The organism is Pedobacter sp. AJM (assembly GCF_002197755.1).
In the GTDB taxonomy this organism is placed as follows: domain Bacteria; phylum Bacteroidota; class Bacteroidia; order Sphingobacteriales; family Sphingobacteriaceae; genus Pedobacter.
Genome location: NZ_NHOT01000003.1, coordinates 745081 through 771364, shown reverse-complemented (window position 1 = coordinate 771364; position 26284 = coordinate 745081). Strand labels below are relative to the sequence as shown.

18 protein-coding genes are annotated in these 26284 nt (G+C 38.5%); 4 read left to right on the top strand and 14 right to left on the bottom strand.

All coding sequences use genetic code 11. The features are described from left to right. Positions 1-4: 4 nt before the first annotated feature. Together CBW18_RS09105 and CBW18_RS09100 are read left to right on the top strand one after the other, a co-directional pair. Positions 5-3106, top strand: a complete 3102-nt coding sequence (locus CBW18_RS09105) for a SusC/RagA family TonB-linked outer membrane protein (protein ID WP_088300977.1) — start codon at positions 5-7, stop codon at positions 3104-3106. A 3-nt stretch (positions 3107-3109) separates the two neighbouring features. Continuing rightward, entirely contained in the window at positions 3110-4711 is a 1602-nt protein-coding gene (locus tag CBW18_RS09100) for a SusD/RagB family nutrient-binding outer membrane lipoprotein (protein WP_088300976.1), read from the top strand. Between the two features lie 91 nt (positions 4712-4802). Here CBW18_RS09100 and CBW18_RS09095 read toward each other — a convergent pair whose 3' ends face one another. From CBW18_RS09095 to CBW18_RS09065, 7 genes are all read right to left on the bottom strand, one after another. Next, positions 4803-6503, bottom strand: coding sequence for a TonB-dependent receptor (locus CBW18_RS09095; RefSeq protein WP_253248993.1), 1701 nt, complete (start codon positions 6501-6503; stop codon positions 4803-4805). A gap of 1 nt (position 6504) precedes the next feature. Continuing rightward, on the bottom strand, positions 6505-9528 hold the full coding sequence (locus CBW18_RS09090) for a tetratricopeptide repeat protein (protein WP_088300975.1): 3024 nt from the start codon (positions 9526-9528) through the stop codon (positions 6505-6507). Positions 9529-9948: 420 nt separating this feature from the next. Continuing rightward, the gene (locus tag CBW18_RS09085) at positions 9949-10878 is read right to left on the bottom strand and encodes an aspartate carbamoyltransferase catalytic subunit (RefSeq protein WP_010600217.1); all 930 of its coding nucleotides are present in this window, start codon (positions 10876-10878) and stop codon (positions 9949-9951) included. Positions 10879-10972: 94 nt separating this feature from the next. After that, complete coding sequence (pyrR, locus tag CBW18_RS09080) at positions 10973-11527, bottom strand: bifunctional pyr operon transcriptional regulator/uracil phosphoribosyltransferase PyrR (protein WP_088300974.1); 555 nt, start codon at positions 11525-11527, stop codon at positions 10973-10975. 956 nt (positions 11528-12483) lie between these two features. After that, positions 12484-12690, bottom strand: a complete 207-nt coding sequence (locus CBW18_RS09075; RefSeq protein WP_088300973.1) for a hypothetical protein — start codon at positions 12688-12690, stop codon at positions 12484-12486. 106 nt (positions 12691-12796) lie between these two features. Beyond that, a complete protein-coding gene (locus CBW18_RS09070; protein WP_088300972.1) occupies positions 12797-13171 on the bottom strand; it encodes a DUF779 domain-containing protein in 375 nt (124 codons plus the stop codon). 149 nt (positions 13172-13320) lie between these two features. Beyond that, the gene (locus CBW18_RS09065; protein WP_088300971.1) at positions 13321-14826 is read right to left on the bottom strand and encodes an aldehyde dehydrogenase family protein; all 1506 of its coding nucleotides are present in this window, start codon (positions 14824-14826) and stop codon (positions 13321-13323) included. 253 nt (positions 14827-15079) lie between these two features. Between CBW18_RS09065 and CBW18_RS09060 the strand changes: the two genes are divergently transcribed. Further along, positions 15080-16006: an AraC family transcriptional regulator gene (locus tag CBW18_RS09060; RefSeq protein WP_088300970.1), complete on the top strand. Its 927-nt coding sequence runs from the start codon at positions 15080-15082 to the stop codon at positions 16004-16006. Here CBW18_RS09060 and CBW18_RS09055 read toward each other — a convergent pair. The 6 genes from CBW18_RS09055 to cmk form a co-directional block, all read right to left on the bottom strand. Beyond that, positions 16003-17670, bottom strand: a complete 1668-nt coding sequence (locus CBW18_RS09055; RefSeq protein WP_088300969.1) for a beta-N-acetylhexosaminidase — start codon at positions 17668-17670, stop codon at positions 16003-16005. The genes CBW18_RS09060 and CBW18_RS09055 overlap by 4 nt on opposite strands. 374 nt (positions 17671-18044) lie before the next feature. Next, the gene (gene rpsA / locus CBW18_RS09050; RefSeq protein ID WP_029288947.1) at positions 18045-19979 is read right to left on the bottom strand and encodes a 30S ribosomal protein S1; all 1935 of its coding nucleotides are present in this window, start codon (positions 19977-19979) and stop codon (positions 18045-18047) included. 364 nt (positions 19980-20343) lie between these two features. Beyond that, positions 20344-21402: an SH3 domain-containing protein gene (locus tag CBW18_RS09045; protein WP_088300968.1), complete on the bottom strand. Its 1059-nt coding sequence runs from the start codon at positions 21400-21402 to the stop codon at positions 20344-20346. A 56-nt stretch (positions 21403-21458) separates the two neighbouring features. After that, positions 21459-22964: a YgcG family protein gene (locus CBW18_RS21555; protein WP_088300967.1), complete on the bottom strand. Its 1506-nt coding sequence runs from the start codon at positions 22962-22964 to the stop codon at positions 21459-21461. 55 nt (positions 22965-23019) lie between these two features. Next, positions 23020-23850: a DUF1080 domain-containing protein gene (locus CBW18_RS09035; RefSeq protein WP_088300966.1), complete on the bottom strand. Its 831-nt coding sequence runs from the start codon at positions 23848-23850 to the stop codon at positions 23020-23022. Between the two features lie 182 nt (positions 23851-24032). After that, positions 24033-24713, bottom strand: coding sequence for a (d)CMP kinase (gene cmk / locus CBW18_RS09030; protein WP_088300965.1), 681 nt, complete (start codon positions 24711-24713; stop codon positions 24033-24035). Between the two features lie 74 nt (positions 24714-24787). Here cmk and arfB point away from each other — a divergent pair, with 74 nt between their 5' ends. Continuing rightward, a complete protein-coding gene (arfB, locus tag CBW18_RS09025) occupies positions 24788-25207 on the top strand; it encodes an alternative ribosome rescue aminoacyl-tRNA hydrolase ArfB (RefSeq protein WP_088300964.1) in 420 nt (139 codons plus the stop codon). A 60-nt stretch (positions 25208-25267) separates the two neighbouring features. On the opposite strand, the gene CBW18_RS09020 is transcribed toward arfB, so the two are convergent. Further along, the gene (locus tag CBW18_RS09020) at positions 25268-26215 is read right to left on the bottom strand and encodes a lipid A deacylase LpxR family protein (RefSeq protein ID WP_088301354.1); all 948 of its coding nucleotides are present in this window, start codon (positions 26213-26215) and stop codon (positions 25268-25270) included. Between the last annotated feature and the right edge of the window lie 69 nt (positions 26216-26284).

Genomic DNA, 26284 nt, shown 5'->3' with positions numbered 1-26284 from the left:
GGCCATGGGTTTGCTGCAAAAAGTCGTATTATTTATCGGAATGCTTTTTCCGTTTTATGCAGCTGCGCAAACAAAGGTTACGCTCAACTTTAACAATGCAGATTTTGAGGAGGTGATCACCTCCATATCGCAACAAACCATTTATCACTTCGCTTACAGTGAAGCGCAAATTCCGAAACATCAGGTTTCCGTTAAAGTAGAAAAAGAGGAAGCACTCAAAGTAGTGGATCAACTGCTGCGCAATAGCGGTTATGCCTATTCGCTGTTGCCAAATAATTTAATTGTAATCAGAAAAACGGCTGAAGGGAAATTACCAGCAGATAGCGGTCGTGTATTGAAAGAAGTTGTAATTACCGCTCTGGGGATTGAAAAAGATAATGAAAAAGTAGGCTATGCTTTAACAACTATCAAAGGATCATCCATTTCAAAAGCAAGAGAAAGCAATTTAATCATGGCTTTGCAGGGCAGGGTTGCCGGCTTGAATATCACTGGTGTAAATGGCGGACCAGGATCTGCGGCGCGGGTATTGATTCGTGGTGTTTCGAGCATGACTGCCGCCTCACCTTTATTTGTGATCAACGGTGTACCCATCGATAATAGTATCAGGGGAAGTGCCAACGAATATGGTGGTGCCGATTACGGCGACGGTATCAGCAACATCAATCCTGATGATATTGAAACCATCACGATTCTGAAGGGTTCGGCCGCTTCGGCATTATATGGTGCAAGGGCCGCAAATGGTGTAATCCTGATTAATCTTAAAAGTGGTGGGGAAACTGCCGATCCGAAATTGGAATATAACGCAAATCTGGCTTTTGATGTTCCGGTGAACTCCACCGATTATCAATATTTGTATGGTCAGGGTGCGCAGAATAAACGTCCTTCAGATTTGTATAATGCCATTAACACGGGTTTGCTTAGTTGGGGAGAAATCATGGACGGACAATTAACCATGCAGGTTGATGGTTCCATGCGGCCATATAATCCGGCGAAAAATAACATCCAGACTTTTTATCGAACAGCACCTGCAGTTACCAATACCCTTTCACTTACGGGCAGAAATACCAGCAATAATTACCGGGTTTCAGTTTCTAACTTAGACTATAATTCCATTTTAACCAATGGTGCACTCAACCGAAAATCAATCAATTTTTACGGAAGTCTGGCACTAACCAAGAAGCTTTCATTAAGCCTGACCGGAAATTATATTGATGAACGGAATAAAAATAAAAGTTATTTAAGCGACGGACCTTTAAATGCTAACTATGGGATTTCAGCTTTAGCTACCAGCCTGGATCAGTCGATTCTCGCCCCTGGTTTTGATTCAGAAACCGGTTTCGAGCGGCGATGGAATGCCGATGAATATAAAACGAACCCTTATTTTTTAATGAATAAGCAAGCCGATTACGCCAACCGAAACCGCTACATTACTTCTGCTGTGATGAGGTATCAACTGGCAAGTTGGATGTCGCTTCAGGGACGGGTTGGCTATGATTTAAGTAAAGATAAAGTGGTGAGTATTTTACCTACCGGAACGGCATTTTCGATTAACAGGCAAGGTGGTATCAATGCTTACGATCAAAACAAAACTGCTGAATTTAACAGTGATGTTTTACTCAGCGCAAATAAAAAACTGAGCGATCAATTGAGCCTTGAACTCTCGCTGGGTGCAAATTACCGAGAAAGAAAGGGCAATGGCGAACAGTTGAAAGGCTCGCAATTTATCACACCTTATTTATACGTTCCGGAAAATCTAATCAGCAGTACCAGGATGTTCAATGTTTCCAGGATTGTCACGGAATCGGCCTATTACACAGCAGATTTGAGTTACTTACGTTTTCTCAATTTCTCCGTAACCGGCCGTTATGATATCTATTCTACCTTGCCAGTCAATAACCGTGGAATTTTCGTTCCCGGTGTATCAGGCAGTTTCATCTTTTCAGATCTGCTGAAATGGAAAGGCCTGGATTTCGGTAAACTAAGATTAGATTTTGCCAAAACCAGTGGCGAACCCATCATGCCTTATACCACGCAGATTTATTACAACATTGATCATCATGTAAATGGAACGCCAATAGGCGGCTTTTCCGGCGACCTGCCTAATTACAACCTGAAGCCTTTTACCCTGAATGAAATAGAAGCTGGTCTGGATCTCAAATTTTTTAATAGCCGTTTTAATATTGATTTTACCTATTTTAACCGCCTTACCCATAACGAAATCATCAATGCTAAGCAATCTGTAACTACAGGTTTTACCTCTGCTTATGTTAATCTTGGTGCTACCCGGAACAGGGGAATTGAACTGGCGCTCGGTTATACACCCCTCTTAACAACTAATAGTAAATGGCAGATTAACCTGAACATGACGAAGGTGAAAAATACGTTGCTTTCTATAGATGGGAATAGCAATTATACGCTCACCGGAACATACAGGCCATTAAATGCCAATACGGCACTGGTTGTTGGTAAACCAATTACGCAGATTATGGCTTACGATTACCTCCGCGATCCCAGTGGAAATGTTATCATCGGATCAGACGGGATTCCGAAGCGGGGTATTTTTATCCCGATGGGTGGTACCATGCCCACTTTATACGGAGGAATCACCAATAGCATCACTTACAAACAGTTTAATCTGTCATTTTTAATCGACTATCGTTTCGGCAATAAAATTTTATCTGCAACAGCATATTACAGTTATGTACAAGGACTTAATAAAGCAACACTCGTGGGTCGGGAAACCGGTATTATTGCAGATGGGGTAACCGAAAGTGGCCAAAGGAATACGGTAAATGTTCCGGCCTACGCTTACTATCCCGAACTGGCTACGAATGTTTCGGCATTATCAGTACTCAATGGCAGTTTCATAAAACTCCGTCAGGCCACGTTGGGTTATGCTTTTACGAATCAATTTCTCAAAAATACTCCTTTTAGCAGTGTCAACATAGATTTGGTTGCACGAAATATATTTACCTTGCTTAAATACAGTGATAATGTTGATCCTGAATCACAGTTTTCGCCAACACTTGGTTATGCAGGAATAGAGGGGGCTTCACTACCCGCCACCCGGACTTTTGGAATCAATTTTAACTTTAAATTCAGATAAACCATGAATTGGAAAAGGATAGGTGCAATAGGAATTTCATTTCTCGTTTTAATAAATGGTTGTTCAAAGTCGAAACTGGATAAGATAAATACTGACCCAACCAAACTTACCGAAGAGAATTTCGATCCTAACAATTTACTCTCGCAGGCGCAGTTGAAATATGCCAATCTCGGTTATTACCAGCTGTTGTATCAAAGTACGATGATGCAACTGTTTGCTTCTACTTACAATTATTATAACAACGGCGATAAATACATAAATGTCGGCAGTTTTACCGATTATCAGGGTAGGATTTTTGACGAAGGTTATAAAGATGCCTCCTATATCCGGGAGATGCAGCGACTGGCGAAATTGAAAAACCCGGGCGCCAATCAAAATTTAATAGCAATTGGCGATATCATGTTTGTATTGATTTTACAACGAATTACTGATACCTACGGAGATGTACCCTACACGCAAGCGGCAAAAGCGATCGAAGGAATCAAATTTCCGGTTTATGATCGGCAGGAAGCTATTTATAGCCAGATGCTGAATGATCTCGAAACTGCAACAGCTCAGCTTGATTCGAATAAACCCGGACCCACTGCCGATCTTTTTTACAAAGGCGATATCAATAAATGGAGAAAGTTTGGTTATTCTTTAATGCTCCGTATTGCCATGAGATTAACAAAAGTAAATCCGGAAAAGGCGAAAGTCTGGGCTGAAAAGGCAGCGGGTAAAACCTTTGCTAACATTAGTGATAATGCAATTTTAATTACTGATGCTTCTTCTTTTGAGAGCCAGAATGGAAGTTCACTTGCACTCAGAACTTATTCAGATTATCTCGAAGTGCGATGGAGCAAAACATTGATTGATCAGCTCCGCAAGACGAATGACCCCAGGCTCGGCGTAATAGGAGAAGTGCCTAATGATGGACTGGCAAAAAGTGCAGATCAAAACCTCACCGGAAATACTGACGCAAGTGTTCAGCTGGGGCTTCCGAATGGATATGATTTACAAGGCGGGGCTACGGATATCAGTCAGGCTCCAGATTATCCCGGCGGTACAGGGAGTGGAAGTGATTTTGCTCCGCTTGGAAAATATTCCAGGCCACGCACCAATGTATACCTCAAACTCGGCGGACCAATTTTTATATTAAGCTACGCAGAAACTGAGTTTCTATTGGCAGAAGCTAAAGTAAGGGGATGGAATATTGAAGGAACTGCACCAATTCACTATGCCAATGGACTAGCGGGTGCTATCCAGTCTCTTGCTCAATTAGATCCATTAGCTACAGTAAATGCAACCAGTATTAACCATTTCGTTAGCCAAAATTTCCTTGATGAAAGCAGTGCAGAAGCGTCACTAAATAATATAAATACACAATACTGGATTGCTACGGGCACTAACTTTAATTTTATTGAAGCCTGGTTAAACTGGAAGCGGAGTGATTGTCCTAAGCTGGTTCCGGTGAACTATAGAGGAAACGTAACGAATGCTACTATTCCGAGGCGAATGATCTACCTCTCAACAGAGATTCTGAATAATCCACAAAATTACAGAGATGCCGTAAGTAGGATGCCAGGCGGAGATGTACTGACTTCGAGGGTTTGGTGGGATCGTTAAAAATCATTCTCGTCTTTTGTCAGGATACAGCTAAAATAAAAAAGCGGCAGTACCATGATACTGCCGCTTTTTGATAAATTTTAACGCTTATTTAAAACGAATAAGTCAATCCGCCGAAAATGTTTAAACCGTTTACCTGGTAATACAAAAATCTGTTATACTTACTATTTAAAAGGTTATTAGCCTTTGCAAAAACAGAGAATTTATTATTGATTCTATAATCTGCACCAATACCTAAATCAACGAAACCTTTAACTGTTTCGATACGTTCGATCCCGGTATTCGGTACCAAATATTGCAAAGGATTTACCGGAGTTTGTACGTTTACTTTTGCTTTCACATCATCCTGAATTACTACAGCAGCGTTGAAACTTAATTTTTTATTGTAAGTATAAAGGAAGTTCGAACTAACCTTTAGTCCTGGCTTAAACCATGAGTAAGTTTCCTGAGCAGGTTTCCAATCGTCAACATTTAACTTTCCAGTCCATTTTAAAGCATCACTTACCTGTACCGAAAGCTCCCCTTCAATACCCGTTAACTTGGTTTTGCCGAAATCGTAGATCACGTCAAATTTGTTCAGGTTATCAAAGTTGTTAATGAACAACGGCATGTCATCAAATTGTTTAACATATACTCTTGCTTTATAACCAAAGCCTGGGCCGCCAGTTCCTTTAATCCCTGCACTGAAACTCAATTTTTCAACCGTGTTTTTAATCAGGATATTACTATTTAACCATGGGTTTTCTTCTGTAAAACCTCTTAAAGAGTTTCTGTTCACATCACCTTTTACTTCCCCAAAAACTTGTAAATAATCCGGAATTAAAGTGAAATCAGCTGTAACAGCAGGGAAGATCCTTGTGCTGCTGAAAGCACCAAACTCCTGAACGAAGTTTACCCCAGCGGTTACTTTTGCCCCCTTAACCTGCAAGCGGATGTATGGATTTAAACGAAGTAAGTTGTTACCAACACTGGTCAAAGCATCTTTAGTATTTCCAAATTCTGTAGACGCAGCCAAACCTAAGTTAAAAGAACTGATTCTTTTGTTTAGATAACCGTTTAAGGTTAAATAGTTTTCTTTTGCTTCAAATTTATCCGACCAGATATAACCATTGGCTTTCAGCGCATAACTTAAAGCATCCGGATCTTCAGTAAAGTTTTTTACCAACTCACCCTCCAGTTCCACAAATGTTAATGCCTGTTTCTGAGGGTCTGTATTAAAGGTTGGTCTGTCGGTATCAATTCCGTAAAAATTTGTTCCATGACGCTGAACATTAATGCGACCACTTACGGTGTGCTGATCTAAAATGCTGCGACCGAAAACACTCAATTGCTGGTCGCTGCTGTTTTGTTTGTTTAGTTTCCCTTCCTGACTAAAGTGTTTGAAATAACCACCAAACTGCAAACCTTCATCTTTTCCATTGTTAAAATAAGCTTCGCCAAAAATGGTACCCAGGTTACCTATACCACCTTTAACATAATTATTAATTAAGATACTTTCTTTTTCATCCGCTACAGCTTGTGCCTGTAATTTTTGGATATCGCTGTTAATTTCCAGCTTTCTGTCAGTAATGCTGTAATTCAGTTTTGCCTTATAGATTTTTACGTCATCCAGGTTCGGACTCCTTCTCAGTTTTACTGCTTCTGCCAAGATAGGCTTGTACGGACGAACTACTTCAATCTCTTCATTAACCACTGCTTTTTCCTCTGTCTTTTTTTCCTGCGCCTGCACAGTCATTAATCCGGCAGCTATAAAAAACAGTGAACTATATATATATTTAATTGACTTCATCATCTTACTTCTTCTGGTTTAGTTTTTCTAGTTTCTCTTTGGCTGTTGGGATGATATCATCCTTGCCTTCGTAATTATCAATGATACTTAAAAGCGTACTTTTTGCCTGCAAGTTATCTTTCAATGCAACATAATTATCTGATAACAGGATAAATGCTTTCGCTACCCAATAATCATAAGATGCCATATTGTTAACCAGGTCGAAACAGGTTTTCGAAGATGTTTTGTAATCGCCTTTGTTATATTCTACCAGCGCAAGATTGTATTTTGCCTCTGCTGCAGCAATGGTTTTGGTTTTAGCCACTACATTTTTAAATTCTTTTACCGCAGCGGTAGTATCACCTTTCAGTAAATAAGCTTTACCAGAGAATAAACCAGAACTGTTTTTTTCTTCTTCTGAAGCTTTTTCCGATTCTTTCGTCAGCTGTGCATATTTAATCATGTCATCTGGCATGTTCAGGGCCGTGTAAGCCTTTAACAGGTTGTTGATGGCGAAACCATAGTGAGATTTGTAATCAGTGGTGGTTTCTAAACGTTTTAAATAAACAATGGCTTCGTTATATTTTTTCTGATTCAGGAACAACTGGGAAATGCTCACGAGCGAACGTTCGGTATAATCGCTCGTCCAGTCGTTCAAAATAAATTCATAATCTGCAATGGCCTCATCCGGACGATTCAATTTTACTAAAGATTCTGCCCTGATGAATTTGGCTTCCTTAGTATGAATGGCTTTTGGGAATTTATCAAAGTAGGCGTTTACGGCTTGAAAAGCACCATTGGCATCGCCCTTTAAGTAAAGGTTGTTTGCTGCGGCAAAAATGATGTTGTCTTGCTCTGTGTTAGAATAATTTCCAAGTGGAGTGGTGTTTGCATAGTTGATGAATCCATTTGCATCGCCACGGTCTACATAAATATTTTTGATGGATTCCATCGCCTGTTTGGATTCATCTACGGCAGGATATTCTGTCACTACCTTTTTAAAGGATTCTAAAGCCGCATCATCCTGATCCTGGTTATATTGAACCAAACCAATCGTTACCAAAGCTTTTGGTACGTAGCTGCTTCGCGGGTATTTGGCTACTAAAGCCACTAAATCAGATTTAGATTTATCAAAATCACCTTTGTTAAAATAGGTATAAGCCGTTTCAAAACCCGCATCATCAGCATAGTTCGAATTTGGAAACTGCGATAACAAGCTTTGCATGGTGGCAATTTTTGCATCGTACTGCGTTTCCAATCCCTGGATCATTCCTTTCTGGAAGGTGGCATAATCTTCAGAAGAAGTATGTCTGTTGATGATTTTGTTATAATTTGTCATCGCCTGACCGTAACTCTTATTCACGAAGTATGAATCGGCTAAACGGATCGTGGCATCATCAATTGTTTTTTGATCTTTATCACTTCCAGCTAAAAACTTCTCGAAATAATTAGCGGCCTTGCTATACTTTTCATCTTCAAAAGCAGCATAGGCTAAAGCATAATTTGCGAAGTTATAAACACCGGTTTTGTCGGCGCCAGGCAGTTTAAGGAATTTTTCGAACGTAGATACTGCTTCACCGAACTTGCGTAATTCATACATCGACTCTGCTTTCCAATACGTGTTCAATGCATAAATTTCGTTATCTTCAGGATATTTATCCGAACGAAGGAACATCGATAATGCATTTGGAAAGGCACGCTCATTATAAAATTCTAAACCACGGAAATAGGTTACTTTCTGATAGGCTTCTTTAGCTTCTAATGTTTTATCCGGAATAGGTTCTAAAATATCTACCGCCGCCTGATAGTTTTTGGTGGTTAATAAAACTTCACCCAATAAGGTTTTAGCCTCATTTATTTTACGCGATTTAGGGAAAGCCTTTAGAAATCCTTGTGTAGCCTCTAAAGCTTGTTGGTGGAAATCTAATTCGTAACTCAGTTTCGCATAACTCAACCAGGCCTCTTCCTGTATGCCTTTGTCGAAATCTAAACGGGATGCCCTAAAGAATGCGCTTTGTGCTTTTTGTTTATTGCCCAACTGGATAAAGGCTTTACCCAAAGTATGCATTCCGTTTTGAAGGTAAACATCGTCCGAATTTAATTTCTCGAGTACCGCTACAGATTCTTTATATTTTTTATTTTGCAACAGGGAATAACCATACTGATAAATAAAAAGATTGTTTTTGGTGTCGTTTTTGTCTTTCGCATAAAATTCAGCGAAATATTTTTCAGTATTTTTAAAGTCTGATTTTGCGAAATAAGAAGCGGCAACCAGGCTCAGCATTTCCGGTTCGAACTGTTGCTTCGTTTTTTGAATCGATTCTAGCGCATAGCTGATCACATCATCATAGCGTTCATCCAAATAATACATCGAAGTGATGTAATAAGGATAACTCGCTTCATAAGTTGGAGAGCCCTTTAACTTTTCGAAGTTGGCCAATGCCGTTTTGTATTCCTTGTTCAGGTAATTGATGTAGGCGAAATAATAGGTGGCACTTTCCTGGAAATCGCCTTCCTCTTTTTTCACCTGCTCAAACAAAGGTTCGGCCTTATCATATTGTTTTAACTCGAAATAAGAATAACCCTGCTTAAACTGGTATTCGTTTCTCTGTTTGGCAGAAAGCGTTGAGGGATCAGTTTTTTCAAACCATTCTAAAGCTTTTTGATAGTTTTTTTGTCCGAAATAAGTTTTACCCACGTAAAAGTAGGCCAGTTTGGTATTTGGATTGAGTGGATAATCGCGTATAAATGCCTGAAACAAGCTTTCTGCATCGCTATTCGTTAATTCAAGTGCACAAACTGCAGCATAAAATTTTGCATTCTCTTTTAACAGGGATAATTCGGCATTACTCTCTGTCTGGGTAGAGGGTTTATAAAGATGCTGTTCTACCAGCTTAAACTGTTGTGCCGCAGCAGTATATTTTTCTTTATCTAATAATTCTAAGCCGGTTTGATAGTTTTTATTGAGGTTTTGGACGGCACTAACCTGTGCATACGAGCTAAAACTTCCTGCCAAAAGTAGCGGAATTAATAAGTATTTTTTTTTCATTATGCTATATCTTTTTCATGAGATGATGCCGTTATAATCCATAATTGCAGGAGATTAAGGCTTAAAGGTTCCATCGGTTTCAAATAGGGTTGGTACTAAATTAAAAATAGTATTGCTGTTTATCAACATAAGTAATTAACATCTGTTAATAACACACTTTAACGAAAGGTTTTTTAGTTTGGTATCAGGGTAGATCTGATTGTTGAAAAAGGAGGTTTATTTCGGCCAGGAGTTCAATGGTCATTCGTCATTGGTACAGTTGTTTATTTGTGCCGCCGCATCCGCCATTAGAGTAAAGAAGCTGAAGATTAATTATCTCTGTCAGGTCCGGAAACATGCTTTCAATTCCTGAATATTTTTTCCAACCCACTGCTAATAGACTAATACCGGCCACTAGACTTTGGACTCAAAACTCCAAACTTAACCCTGGCTTGCCAGTAAATAAAGCACTGCCATTCTTACCGCCACACCATTTTCTACCTGTTCCAGGATGATGGATTGTTTGCTGTCGGCTACATCACTGGTAATTTCTACGCCTCGGTTAATCGGGCCAGGGTGCATGACGATAATTTCTTTATCAAGGTTATCCAGAATCTGTTTGTTTAGACCGTACATCATCGCATATTCCCGTAATGACGGGAAATATTTAATGTCCTGACGCTCGAGTTGAATGCGGAGCATATTGGCTACATCACACCAGTTTAGCGCTTTGATCAGGTTATGTTCTACCTTCACGCCCAGTTGATGAATGTGTTTCGGTATCAATGTTGTCGGTCCGCATACCATCACTTCTGCACCTAAACGCTGCAGGCAAAGGATATTAGAGATGGCTACCCTGGAGTGGAGAATATCACCAACAATGACTACCTTTTTTCCGGAAACATCACCTAATTTCTGACGGATAGAGAAAGCATCAAGCAAAGCCTGTGTTGGATGTTCATGTGCCCCATCTCCGGCATTTACGATCTGCGCTTTAACGTGTTTACTCAAAAACTGACCTGCACCGGCATAAGGGTGACGCATCACTACCATATCCACTTTCATCGATAAGATGTTATTTACGGTGTCAATCAGTGTTTCGCCTTTACTTACAGAGGAGGAAGAGGCTGCAAAATTAACCACATCAGCCGAAAGTCTCTTTTCAGCAAGTTCAAATGAAAGTTTTGTTCGGGTAGAGTTTTCGAAAAAGATATTGGCAATGGTAATGTCACGAAGTGAAGGAACCTTTTTGATTGGTCTGTTAATTACTTCCTTAAAATTATCTGCAGTTTCGAAAATCAATTCGATATCATTCCGGTTAATATCTTTAATGCCTAAAAGATGTCGGGTTGATAGTTTGTCTGCTGCCATTTTCTATAGTATTGTTTTTTATCTGTTTATTATAATGTTATTAACTGTCAGATAGCGCTTCTATGCCAAAATACCCTCCGTAAAGCGTTTATGCTTATTTTGGCAAGGGTGGTTCAGATAATAAAATCACTTTGTCTTCTGCTCCTTCGCTTGCCCAGGTAACCTTCACCTGTTGTGAATTTAAGCTATCTACCACATGGCCCGTATAATCTGGTTCGATGGGTAAATGCCTGCTAAATCTGCGGTCTATTAACACCAGCAGTTCTACTTTTTCCGGACGGCCATATGCCAGCAAGGCATCAAGTGCTGCCCTGATGGTTCGGCCAGTCCATAATACATCATCAATTAGTACAACTTTTTTTCCTTCGATAATAAAGTCGATGGAATTGCTGCTTGCTGTTACCAAACCATCCTTTCGGCGGAAATCATCTCTGAAAAAGGTAATGTCGAGATTGCCCTTAAGGATTTTTTTATTTTTTAAAATGAGTTGCAGTTCCTGGTGAATCCGGTCAGCCAAAAAGATTCCTCTTGGCTGAATGCCAATTAGAACGGTATTTGCGAAATCGTCGTGATTTTCAATTAACTGATGGCAAAGCCGCTTAATTGTAATCTGAATTTTTTGTCCGTCAAAGATTGTTTTCTTTTGCATTGGAGAAGGATTGGGCAAATATAGAAAAATGTTTTAAGGTAGAAAAGTTAGATGTCTATTGTTTTGTAGTTTGTATGCTAAATTCTTCTGTAGCAACATTTAAAATTTAATTTTTGTTTTCGGTCGGTGTGACACCGGACCGATAGGCTAATTGATGTTTTAATAATTAATATGATGTCTGGCTTTGGCCCACAGATCAAAGTGATTTTGCAGGTTTACTATTCCCTTCTGTGAAAGTGCTCTAAATCTGGATAATTGTTTAAGCAATAGCGATTATTTCTTGGTTATTAATAAATACTGAATTAAATAAGCTAACTCGTGCGTTGTAAAATGGACATATGGTTATGTCTGGCTTTGGCCCGCAGATCAAAGTAATTTCGCAGATTTTTGCTGCTCGCTTCTGCGGAAGTCCTCTAAATCTGCGGGATAATTGTTTAAGCAATAGCGATTATTTCTTAGTTCGTTATAATAAATATTGAATTAAATAAGTTAAATCATGTGCTGTAAAACGACATAAGGTTATGCCTGGCTTTGGCCAGCAGATCAAAGTGATTCGTAGATTTTGCTGCTCGCTTCTGCGGAAGTCCTCTAAATCTGCGGGACAATTATTTAAGCAATAGCGATTATTTCTTGGTTATTAATAAATACTGAATTAAATAAGCTAACTCGTGCGCTGTAAAATGGACATAAGGTTATGCCTGGCTTTGGCCCGCAGATCAAAATGATTTCGCAGATTTTTACTATTCGCTTCTGCGGAAGTCCTCTAAATCTACGGGATAATTATTTGGGCAATAGCGATTATCTTAATCAATAAACTTCTGTCTTTCGTCCTACCTTTTTATTGATTTGCGTTGCACCAACAGAAATCTTAACGGGCTATAATGGCCAAGCTTGAAACTATAAATAAATTGGATTCTTTGTTTCGTTCGTCTGGACAAGGACCGATAGATTAATGCTTACTGTTCTGCATCTCGGTCCTTGTTTTTAGGCGACCATAACCAAAGACTTAAGATTAAAAACGGAATAAAGATGCTTAGCCAAATCACGATGAAAATTCCACGTTGTTTCACAATATCTGCTTCATCGGTAATAAAAACATTCACGGTTTCTTTTAAAAGAAATAAGGTGAGGATGGTGCAAGCAACTGCAAAAACTTTTCTCATGGTTATAATTTGATGCAAAGATTGTATTTATTTTCAATACCAATTGCCATAAAATAAAAAAGTCAGCCGGATTATGCCGAACTGACCTTAAAAGAAAAAATAGTATTTAATCTGCAGTTTTAACAGGTACCAGATTTTTAAGTTCCTCTTCAGTAAAAAGGCGATAATGGATTTTGAAAGTTTTTTGCAAAGGTGTTTCCAATGAAAATCCGCCAACGCCGAAACCATCCAAAACATCCAGCGTAAAGTGCGAAAATTTCCAATATTCAAAAAGATCTCTGTCCACCCAGAATTCACAACCTTCTACTTCTCCAAGGCAAACATCTCTCATGCGTAGATAATAGCCACCTTTTTCGAAGCATTGGGGTTGTGTGCCTTCGCAGCATCCTCCGGCTTGATAGAACATGAGCTCCCCATGTTTTTCTTTAAGAATTGCAATCAGCTCTTTAGCTTTCCCTGTACTGTCTATTCGCGCTATCATAATAGTGTATAGATGGTTTTATGTCGCTTCATATTTTGATAGTTATATGGTTCATGGTTTATAGCCGTGATATTCGTCTCATTTATCTCATGATTACGTTCTTAAGAAACACCAGGATATAAGCTAATTCACCATAAACCATGATCTAACTAAAAGAAACCTAATTTATTTTTATCGTAAGAGATTAACATATTTTTAGTCTGGCGATAATGACCGAGCATCATTTTATGATTTTCTCTTCCCACACCCGATTGTTTATACCCCCCAAATGGCGCACCTGCAGGATAGGAGTGATATTGATTTACCCAAACGCGACCAGCCTGAATGGCCCTCGGCACCTGGTAAAGCTCATGTGCATCTCTGGTCCAAACACCTGCACCCAAACCGTAAAGTGTGTCATTCGCGATCTCAATCGCTTCCTCAACTGTTTTAAAAGTGGTTACAGCCAGCACCGGACCAAAAATCTCCTCCTGGAAAATCCGCATTTTATTATGCCCTTTGAAAATGGTTGGTTTAATATAATATCCACCGCCAAGCTCACCAGGAAGTTCGTTTACTTCCCCTCCAGTTAATACTTCGGCACCTTCTTCTTTCCCTAATTTGATATATTGAGCAATCTTTTCGAACTGAATTTTTGAAGCTTGTGCACCCATCATTACGGTTTTATCCAAGGGACTACCGATCTTAATCGACTCCGTTCTTTCAATTACCCTGGCAATAAATTTCTCGTAAATGTCTTCCTGAATTAACAAACGCGACGGACAAGTACAAATTTCGCCCTGGTTTAAGGCAAACATCACCGCACCTTCTACTGCTTTATCTAAAAATGCATCATCTTCATCCATCACAGAACTGAAGAAAACGTTTGGCGATTTTCCACCCAACTCTAAAGTAACCGGGATAATATTTTCAGTTGCATATTGCATCACCAATCTACCTGTTGGTGTTGATCCGGTGAAAGCTGCCTTTGAAACTTTAGGATTGGTAACTAATGCACGTCCGAGTTCTGCGCCAAAACCGTTTACGACATTGATTACGCCCGGAGGCAATAAATCGCCAATGAGTTCCATCAAAACCATGATGGAAATTGGTGTGCTTTCTGCTGGTTTTAAGACCACACAATTACCTGCGGCTAAGGCAGGAGCCAGTTTCCAGATCCCCATTAACAGCGGGAAATTCCAGGGGATAATCTGTGCCACTACACCAATTGGTTCGTGTACAATCAGCGAAACCGTATTGGCGTCCAATTCTGAAAGTGAGCCTTCCTCCGCACGGATTACACCAGCAAAGTACCTGAAGTGATCAATGCCTAAAGGCAAATCTGCAGCTAATGTTTCACGAACGGCCTTACCATTATCAATCGTTTCTACAGTAGCAAGATATTCTAAATTATCTTCCATACGTTGAGCAATTTTATTCAAAATGATGCTCCGTTCGGTTGATGAAGTTTTGCTCCAAGTTTGGAAAGCATCATGTGCGGCATCTACAGCAAGTTCTAAATCTTCTTTGGTAGAATGAGCGGCTTTTGTAAAAACCTTTCCGTCAATCGGAGAGATGTTATCAAAGTAGGCACCTTTTACCGGCGCTACGAATTTTCCGCCGATATAGTTATCGTAATGGGATTTAAATGTTGGTTTCTCGATTAAATTTTCCATAATTATTATTGATTTTTTAATGATAAAAACACCAAAAGCATTTCACTAAATCAAGTTTAGATCGAATTGCTCATCATGATTTTTAGCGAATGAAGACCTGGTTAATACAAACCTAATGGTAAATCTGCCTGTAGAGGTAGTATAATTGCATCAAGTAATAGCATTATTGTTGCAGTCTGTATGGCCTTTGTGAAAATACTTATCTATATATTTGAGTAATCAGCAATGCGCTCTAACCAAAATCTTTATTGTTATGCCACATATATTAGACCAGGTCAGTTTAAGTAGAATCGAAAAATTACAAACATTAGTTGAAAACAGAACTTCATATACTTTATCACATTGCGAATTAAACGTTTTTGAAACTTATGCAGAATCTTACCTGGTGCCGCTAACTTTTAATGATTTCGTCATTACAAGTATGTTAAGAGGAAAAAAGGTCATGCATCTCTTTGATAAAAATGGATTTGATTATTTTCCAGGGCAAACGGTTATTGTTCCGCCTTCTGTAACCATGAAAATTGATTTTCCGGAAGCAAGCCACCGTAGTCCGACACAGTGTATAGCACTCGCTATAGATCAGGATCAGATTAAAAAAACAATAGCTTACCTGAACGAATTCTTTCCTAAAGAGGGAAGCAATGAAAAATGGTTGTTAAATTACGATGAATATCATTTTTACAACAATGAAGAAATTGCATACCTCATTAACAAAGTAATCAGGATTTGTTCAGAAGGCGCAAAAGAAAAGGATGTTCTGGCAGATTTAACCCTCAAAGAACTTTTAGTCAGGATTATGCAAATGCAAAACTTCAAAACCATCACTGATGAGGCCTATAACCTTAATCAAAATCCACTGGCCTTTGTATTGAATTATATTAAATCAAATTTAAGCGAGAAAATTAGTATCAAGAGTTTAAGTGATAAAGCCTGTATGAGCAAAGCAAGTTTTTACAGGTTATTTAAGCGGGAGTTAGGCATTAGTCCGAATGATTTTATCCTGACTGAGAAAATAAATAGGGCAAAGGTTTTACTGGCGCAATCTGGGGCAAAAGTAACTTCAATTAGTTATGAACTTGGATTTAATGATGCCAATTACTTCATCAGAATTTTTAAAAAGGTTGTTGGTATTACACCTGGTAACTATCAGTTACAAATGGCAAAACAGCTCATTCATTAATTTTCCAGATATTTTTTGGAATAGGTGATGCCCATCAAATCATAGCGTTTAAATTGAGTTGTCAAACGTTTTTTAAAATCCGGATAATTTCGTTTGTTTTTCGGACTCCACAAAATTTCACTCAGCGCATCTAACCTTGGGAAAAGCTGATATTGTACTTTTACGGGATTGGTGATGTATTCACTCCACAAACAACCCTGCCCGCCCCAAATGTATTTTGCTTGTTCGGTATTTAATTCGGCAGGAAGAGGGTCATACTGGTAAACATCAGCAAGGAGGGAAGCCTTGCCTGCCGTTAAACTATCTTCCTGGACAAATTGTGCATGGTTAAAATAAAACTTGTCTTCAGGAGTCATGATTACTTTATGGGTTTGCTTTGCGGCTTCAATGCCACCTTTTTCGCCCTGCCAGCTCATTACAACCGCGTTTGGGGCCAGGCCACCCTGTAAAATTTCATTCCAGCCAATAATGGTTTTGCCTTTGCTTTTTACAAATTTTTCAATCATTCTGATGAAATAACTTTGTAGCTCGCTTTCTGTTTTTAAGCCATTTGCTTTCATAATCTGTTGTGAAACGGCCGATTGTTTCCACCAAACTTTAGCAGCTTCATCACCACCAATGTGAATATATGGCGATGGAAATAAATCCATCACTTCAGTTAATACATTTTCCAGGAATTTGAATGTCGTGTCAGAAGCCTGTAGTACATTGTTGTATTTGTTCATCATGCCCCAGGTTTGGGCAACTTTGTATTTTTTATTTGGCTCGGTTCCTAACTCGGGGTAGGCGGCAAGTAAAGCCATGCTGTGTGCAGGCATTTCAATTTCCGGGATAATGGTAATGTAGCGCTTAGCCGCATAATCAATTACATCTTTAATCTGTTCATGGGTATAGTATCCGCCGTGTTTAATGCCGTCTGTTTTGACCACAGCGTCTTTTGGCGTAATTTTCACTTCCGTTGGCAATACCTGATATTTAATGTTTTCATTTCCTTTTCCAGGCCACAAACCAATAATACTGCCCTCTCTCCAGGCACCTATCTCTGTCAATTTTGGATATTTTTTTATTTCGATTCTCCAGCCATGGTCATCAGTTAAATGCCAGTGGAAATAATTCATTTTATGAAGAGCTAAATAATCAATGTATTGCTTTACAAAAGCTACATCAAAAAAATGGCGACTCACATCCAGGTGCATTCCCCTGTAATCGAAGCGTGGATAATCGACAATAGAAACCGAAGGAATTTGAACAGGAAAAGCTTTACGGGAATAGGGTAGCAGTTGAATTAACGTTTGGATGCCGTAGAAAATTCCTTTTGGAGATGAAGCACTGATTTGGATTTGCTTATCATCTGAAAAAAGCTCATACCGATCTGGATTTAAGGTTTTGATCGTATTTACTTGCAGCTTGATGACGTTGTCTTTTTTATTGAAAGTACTATCTCTGCCGATCACAATGCCATAATATTTCGAAAGATAATCTGTGAAAAACGAGATGCTGTTAATTAGAGAGTCAGGCGCAATAATCAGTGTGTTTTGATCGATGGTAAACGCTGCAGTTTTTTGCTTTATATCGAGTTGAACAGGTACCGGGATGATATTAACTTCCTGTGCAGAAAGTTTCAAAGTACTTAAGACTAGAAACAAAAAGATAAATTTCTTCATTATAAAAGGGATTTTCCTTTTCAAAAGTAATAATTATAGGCGGATGAAAGGAAATGGTTGGGCAGAACGAACTACTGATGTTACATAAACCCGATAGGATGAATGCCGTTTTTCACGGCAGCAAGTATAGCGGGGCAGGAGTTGCCGATGAGCTATTACTTTGGTTTTCTAATTATGATTGACGATATAAGGCATCTAAGAAAAATATAAGCTCATGTTGCAAATTTCTTTAATGTTCTTACATTTCTTATATAGTGAATGAAAATAAGATTGCTTGGTCGGCTGAAAAGCCTCCTCGCAATGACGAAAACTTTGAACACAAAAAAATCCCGATAACTTTCGCTATCGGGATGAATATATTCAGTTAAAAAGAACTAGCCTTTTTTAGCTTTGCTTTCTTCGCCTTCTAATTGCGATTTCAATTGAGCCAATACGTCTAAGTCTCCTAAAGTAGATTTCTCTACAGAATCTTTAACTTTTTTAACCGCAGTTACAGCAGCTTTAGCTTCTTTTTTCTTAGCATTTCTTTCTTCTGCTACCGCTTCAGCTTTAACCTCTTCCCAGATACGGGCGTGAGATACTACGATACGTTTTGCTTCTTTGTTGAATTCAATGATTTTGAAGTCATTGGTTTCCTCAGCTTTAACTGAAGTACCATCTTCTTTAACCATGTGTTTAGTTGGTACGAAACCTTCTACACCATATGGTAAAGCAATCACAGCACCTTTATCAGTTACTTTAACAACAGTACCCTGGTGAACCGAATCTAAAGTAAAGATCGTTTCGAAAGTATCCCAAGGGTTTTCTTCTAATTGTTTGTGACCTAAGCTTAATTTGCGGTTATCAACGTCTAATTCCAAAACAACTACGTCTAATACATCACCAACTTTAGTGAATTCGTTAGGGTGGTTTACTTTTTTAGACCAAGATAAGTCAGAGATGTGGATCAAACCATCAATACCTTCTTCGATTTCAACAAAAACACCGAAGTTAGTCATGTTTTTAACAGTAGCCTGGTGCTTGCTTCCAACAGGGAATTTAGCAGCTACTTCTTGCCATGGATCGTTAGATAATTGTTTAATACCTAAGCTCATTTTGCGCTCGTCTCTGTCTAAAGTTAACACTTCAGCTTCGATCTCATCACCAACTTTTAAGAACTCCTGTGGATTTCTTAAGTTTTGTGACCAGCTCATTTCAGACACGTGGATTAAACCTTCAACACCAGGGATGATTTCTAAGAAAGCACCGTAATCTGCAACAGTTACGATTTTTCCTTTTACTTTAGAACCAACAGCTAAGTTAGCATCTAAATTTTCCCAAGGGTGTGGCGTTAATTGTTTTAAGCCTAAAGCGATACGTTTTTTCTCATCATCGAAATCTAAAACAACCACGTTGATTTTTTCATCTAATGATAATACTTCTTTCGGATGCTCTATGCGGCCCCAAGAAATATCAGTAATGTGAAGTAAACCATCAACACCACCTAAATCGATGAACACACCGAAGTCAGTAATATTTTTAACAGTACCTTCTAATACTTGTCCTTTTTCTAATTTAGAAACGATTTCAACTTTTTGGCTTTCTAAATCGTCTTCAATTAACACTTTATGAGAAACAACTACGTTTTTAAACTCATGGTTAATTTTAACAACTTTAAATTCCATTGTTTTACCCACGTATACATCGTAATCGCGGATAGGTTTAATATCAATCTGAGATCCTGGTAAGAAAGCCTCAACGCCCATGATATCAACAATTAAACCACCTTTAGTACGGCTCTTAACGAAACCGTTGATGATTCTATCATTTTCAAGTGCCTCGTTAATCGCTTCCCATGATCTTTGGGTTTTTGCTCTTTTGCGAGAAAGGATCAATTGACCGTTAGCATCTTCTGGTGCTTCAACGAAAACGTCAACTGAATCGCCGATTTTAAGATCTGGTGTATCACGGAATTCTGAAGTAGAAACTAAACCGTCTGATTTAAAACCTACGTTTAATACGACGTCTTTGTTGTTAATAGAAACAACGATACCGCTAATGATTTCACCTTTAGTGATCTGATTGAATGTTCCGGCATACATATCTTCAAACTTTTTACGGTCTGCATCATTGTAATTACCAAAAACTTTTTCATCTGCATCCCAGTCGAAATCTTCGGTTGGTGTTGCTAATGATGATTTAATCGATTCGATCGAAACTGAATCAGCTTCTGATTCAATCGTTTCTTTTTCAGTCAGGCGTCCGCCTTCTCCCTGAAGTTCAGCTGTTTTAGCTGCTAATTCTTTTTCTGCTACTTGTTTTTTAGCCATTAATTAATTATCTCCTTTTTTCCCTATTTAGGGACTGCAAAGGTAAAAATATTTTAATTAATAGAAAAGATTTTTTTAATAAATGTTGCTGATTTTTAGGTTATTAAGATTCTACCACTCGTCATGCTGCATTTATTTCAGCATCTAAATTGTAAAATTCAAATAATATGAATGTGATTTTTATTATTTTTTTGTAAATGAAGGTGCAGTAATTCTTCGGATACAGTAGTCCCGTCATCGCTTATAGTCCTCGCTGCGCTGTGGGCTATCTGCTCTACCGGGTTTATAAACGAAGGCTTTGCAAAAAAAATACTCATTGTTATCAACAATAGCTTTTAAAGATAATTAATGTTATGATCCAGATTTATCTCTTCTTAAAAGTCCCCCTTGTAAAACCTTCTCCAACCAGCGTTTTTTCATCCCTGATCAACAGTAAAATCATATTTTGCTGATCATAAAGTTTGATCATATCGCCTTCAATCACATACTTTGCTTTAAAAGTAGAATCGGTATAGGTATCTTTTACCACAACAGAATCCTGCGTGCCAAAGTCGAAAGTTTTATATTGGGTGTCGCTATCGCTGATATAAGTTCCTGAAACTGTTTTGGGCTGTATAAATGTAACAAAGCAAAAATAAACCACTACCAGAACCACTATTGCAGAAATGCCGATCAGTATTTTATTCTGATTGGAATATTTAAAAATAAAATAAAGAATGGTGCCAAAAACCAGTGCAACAATGGCAAACAGAATGATGTTTGAATAATCTTTGGCAATCTGCGGTACTTCAACCGATACCGAAGGTTTTTTCGCAACCGGTTTATTTACGGGTGATACCCTGGCTAAAAACGCTTTGCTTACCCAACCCTCGCCATTTGACACTTTAATTTTGAAATAACTCGTGTTGGAGGAATCCAAAACGGCAACATTTTCATTTTCAGGTAGGTATCCGATTACTTTGCTTTTCGGGTCTGCACTTGATCTTACCCTTAGGTTATCTGTAGTGGCCTTGTAAATATCATTATTCGCGGACGTTGTCGTATCAACTGCAGCAGGTGCTGTTGTTCCGGTTTTTGCTGGTTCAGCCTGGGCCGGTGCAGCAATTTTTTCAATAAAATCTTTACTTACCCAGCCTTCTTTATTGCGAAGTTTGATCTTATAAAATTTGGCATCACTGGCATCTAAAACAGTCACTTTTTCATTTTGGATGATATTGGCAATTACTTTACTGTTTGCGTCTTTGGATTGTCTAACCCTCAGTTTATCCGCAGTTACACGGTATAAATCCTGAGCCATTACCTGGCTGGAAAAAATAAAAAGCGCAATAACTAAGAAGAAAATTCTGGTCATAATATTGGGATTCTGCAAATCTGTAAAGAATGATTTGGCAATTACGCTCAGCGCAGACATTGTGCCAAGCATGCCAAAATTATAAAATAGTTTTGATTAGCACAGAAAAGAATCTAAAAGTAAGCCTTTTACCAGCTTCCCCCGGTGCCGCCACCGCTACTGCTGCCACCGCCCCAGCTACTTGAAGAGGATGCTGAAGAACTGCTGCCTGATGAAGATGAACCCGATGATGAGCTGCTTGACTTAACCAACATGGGCAGTGTGATCCATCTGATAAACTCAGTTTTTTTGCAGAAGCTGCACTCATTAATGATTTTGGCTTGTCCTTCATGGCTATAGGTTGCAGATTTGGTTGTGATTTTTTTATTTAATTTGTAGGTTTTAAATCCACAGGCCGGGCACTCCAAATAATCGTCGAATTTTTCAGCAGGCCATTTTTTAATAACATGCTCTGTTTTCTCGGTATTTTCCCAAATGTCGTAATCGTATACTTTCTCCACTTCTTCTTTACGTTGCCCTGGTGTTAAATAAGGACTTCCCTCAACATTAATATCCCGGTCAATGCGAATCATTTCTTCATTTTTGCTATCCAAAACAGATTTAAAGCGATCGGTGGTTTGCACACGCATAATCAGCTGCCTGATTAAGGCTATCAGAATAAGTGGTGAAAGAAAGACCAGCCACCAGTTTTTCTGATTAAAAGTCTTTACTGCATTAAAGAAATTTTGATCGTCCTGATGCTTGTTTCTGATGGAAGCGATCAAAAACAAATACCTGAAGAAAAGTATGATGGACAGAATTGTAAATGTTATGTAGGGGATTTGTGCCAGTTTTATTTTTTCCAGAAAACCCAGGCCTCCGAAAAATACAATGGCAAATATCGAAAAGAAGCCAAAAATGATAAAACCGGCACAACCCTTTACAAGAACGGGATCATAACTGTCCTGCTTTGGCGATTTTGATTTCTTTTCATTTTTATCCTGCCTGTTTATGATTTTAAAAGTGATCCAAAAGCCTAAAATGATGAGTGACATGGGAATCCAAAAGTTCTCTAATGAACTATTGCTGTCCTTTTGTGTGAAAAATTGATTTAGTTCTGCGTGGTTATCTGGATTTAAAATGATTATGCCAATGGCATCAATGGTATTGATAATGCCGGTGCCGAAATTATTCTCCCTGAAAGCCGGAATTAAATTTTGTTCTGCCAGGTGTTTAAGCTTTACGTCGGGTAGAACACCTTCAATCCCCGTTCCGGTGATAAACCGGTACTTGCGGCGGTCTTTAGCTATAAATAAAAGTAAACCATTATTGCTGGTTTTTGATCCGATTCCCCATGTGTTAAAGAGGTGGTAAGCAAAATCGAAATCTTCCTGATTGTGGTCAAAATCTTTCACGATGACAATAGCTACCTGAACATTCGTTTTGCTTTCGAATGTAGAGATCGTGCTGTTAATCTGTAAAATATCGTCAGGTGTTAAAATCTGATCGGGATCACTGACCCAGCCTCCGCCATGTTTTTTAGGATCTGGAAGTTCTGCTACGGTATAAGCTTTTTGTCCGAAAGCAATTGTCGTTATAAATAAAAATATAACAGGTATAAAATTTTTGATGATAGAATGGGGTAGGCATATCATTTATCTATCGGAATTTAAGTTTTATGATGCTTATTATAGCAATAGATAACTAACGTTACTTTTCCAACAGTTGATTAATTACCTGATCAAGTTTTGTTTTGTTTTTCAGGTAAGGTTTCAGGTCAAAAAGTTTAACGGTTTTAAATTCAATGGGATGACTTTCACTTTGAAGTGAGATATAGCCGGATTTTAAAGGGGTGCCATCAATTTTTACTTTGGGATCGTAATTGGAAACATTATCACCGCCAATTTGGGGCTTGGTATATTCCAATACCACTTCTTTATTGATGATGTGTTTAATGACAGAATCTTCAAGAACCAGAAATTCTGCAGTAACCCACTGTTCTCCGGAATAAGTTTTCGACTTTGAATCCAGACAATGATCGGTAAAAAGTTTACCCTGATAATTGATTAGCGTACCGGGGGTGCAGACATTACTGGTATGTCGTAAATGTTCTCCGTCGCCACCTAAAATTTGTGCTTCAATAGAAATAGGGAAGTCCTGATCTTTCAGCATCGTTGCCGGATCCTGACAGTGTAGCATAGCGCCACTATTGCGCAGTGCCCAACCTTCACCACCCTTGGCCTGTTTGCCTACAAACCGATAGGTTACCTTTAATAAATAGGCCGAAAAAGGCTTTTTGTAAAAGATATGGCCATATTGCTGGTCAAATTCTTGGTAACCATCATAACTCACTTTCATTAAGCCATTTTCGACCCGAAAGGTATTGGCATAATTATCCTGATAATTGTGTTTGGCAATTTTAATGTTCCAGTCTTTCAAATCTTTTCCGTTGAAAAGATTAATCCAGCCTTTTTGCGCCAGGACATTAAAATTTAAACAAATAAAAAAAAGAAACAGGAGCGGGGAATATTTTAATTTCATAGCGGCTTAGTGGTTAGCTGCTAAAAATATGAATTTTTTTATTCTCCGGGAAATAGTGTTCACCTGGCAATTTCAGTTCAGCGTTGCTGGTACCGGTAAACGATTATTTGAAAAGCATTAAGTGCTACACCGCTAAATCCTAATCAGCTCCAGCATCTGGACAACGAATCCACTTCTCCGCCTTACCGATCCAGCAAAGGTTCTACCTTTCCTATGGCGAAAGCCAGCTGCTCGTCTTGTGTTAAATTGGTATTGTCTAAAATAATAGCATCATCAGCACGAACCAAAGGGCTTTCTTTACGGGTGGTATCTGCATAATCGCGATGGGCCAGGTTTTCAAAAACTTCCTCCAGTGTGGTGAGGTTATTACCCTTGCTCTCCAGCTCTCTAAACCTGCGTTCAGCCCGGATTTTTGGATCAGCTGTCATGAAAAACTTTAACGGGGAATTTGGGAAAACAGTGGTGCCGATATCGCGGCCATCCATTACAATACTTTTTGATTTCCCCATGCGCTGTTGCTGTTTCACCATTTCATGGCGTACCGTTTTGTGGGCAGATACTTCACTCACATTTTGGGAAACAGGCATTAAACGTATCTCATCAGAAACTTCTTCCCCATTTAAAGTGATGTGTGATTCATAATCCCTTGAATGAAAATTTAATTCTATGTGTTGTAGTGCATCTGCAACAGCATGATCATCACGCACATCAATATGATTCCGCAAAAAATATAAGGTAACTGCGCGGTACATTGCACCACTGTCTACATAAATAAAGCCTAATTTTTTAGCTAAGGCCTTTGCCAGTGTGCTTTTTCCGCAAGATGAATAGCCATCAATAGCTATAACCAGGTTCTTTTTCATTCTGCTACAAAGGTAAAAAAAGCCGATCGACTTACTAACTTTTTTTAGCCGACGATTCTTTTTACTTTTGTAAAATGTTACCCACCAGAGCAGAAATTTTAAAATCAGTAACCTTCAAAACCTCCAGAAGTGGGGGTAAAGGTGGGCAAAATGTAAATAAAGTTTCCAGTAAAGTTGAGTTGATCTTCGATTTATCAGCAAACGAATATTTAAGTGATGAAGAGAAAACGCTGCTAAAATCTCGCCTGGAAAATAGAATAGATAGTGAAGGCTTGCTTCATATTATAGCTCAGGAAGATAGAAGTCAGCTTTTGAACAAGGAAAAAACTATTGCCAAACTGATTGAGCTCCTTAAAAAATCGCTTCATGTGCAAAAAAAAAGAAAGCCAACAAAAATTCCGAAAGGTGTGGTAGAGAATAGATTGAAAAATAAAGCCGTTCATTCGGATAGAAAGAAAAACAGAAAACCTCCCAGGCTCCTAAAGGGGGAATAGAACCTAATTAAAAATGCTTCGGTATTGTAAAGGAGTGATGCAATTTAACAGGTAAGCAATTTACTTCCCAAACCTATAATACAAACTTAATCCGCCATAATTCTGTGCTTTGGCAACACTTTTAACTTCCTTTGTTTTAAAAATAACATTAAAATCTGCGGTAAATCTTTTTGAACTGTAGTTCACACCAAACTGCTGTTCGAAAACAATGGGTTTTACGTCAAATGTAACCGGGCTATTGTTATTAAATAAACTTCCCTGGATAGTCGCATCATAAGCCACAAAGTTAAGCTGTGGTTTTACATAAAGGAAAAGCTCAGATTTGTTTAAGCGCTTTGTTTTCGAATTTCCAATTACTGCATGATGGTAGGCACTGTTAAATAGTTGATTTAATTTTCCAGCCCTGAATAATACGGAAGCACCCAAACCGGAAAATGTAGTACCAAGGTTTGCATAACCCTGTCCGCTAATATCAATAATCGGATCTTCAGGCCTGAAAAGTAATTTACTATAATTTGCACCTAAATTTACAGCAAATTCATTTTTAATCTGGTATTCCCATCCTGCAGGTGTATAAAAGCCAACAGTTTTATGCAAAAACTTCTGGGCATCCTGTGCCAGTGAATTTGGTCCAACAGTTCCGATTTCTATACTGGTTTTCAATACACTTTCATTTTTGTAGAATATGGAATAAGCTGCACCAGCATATAAATAGCCGGCAAAGGGTCTGTCCTGATCTTCTTTTTTCGCCACCTGACCCCAGTATGGGGTATACATTTTCTGACCAGCAGAAATTTCATAGGTTTTCTTTTCTATTTTCTCTGAAAAATTTGTTGAATCTATGGCTCTGCGGAAATAAATAAATAAGCCATTGGTATAGTACCGGTCATTTAAGGTGGCCAGATAAGCATCATTTTCGGTTTTAAAACCAAATTCGTTTTTAAATGACTGCGCAAATCCTGTCATGCAGATGAAGCAAAAAATAGCTGTGGTGAAAATTGATTTCATAAAAAAGCCCGGATGATTATCCGGGCCATAAATGTATTTATTGTTATTGGATTTTCGAAAGGTCACCCC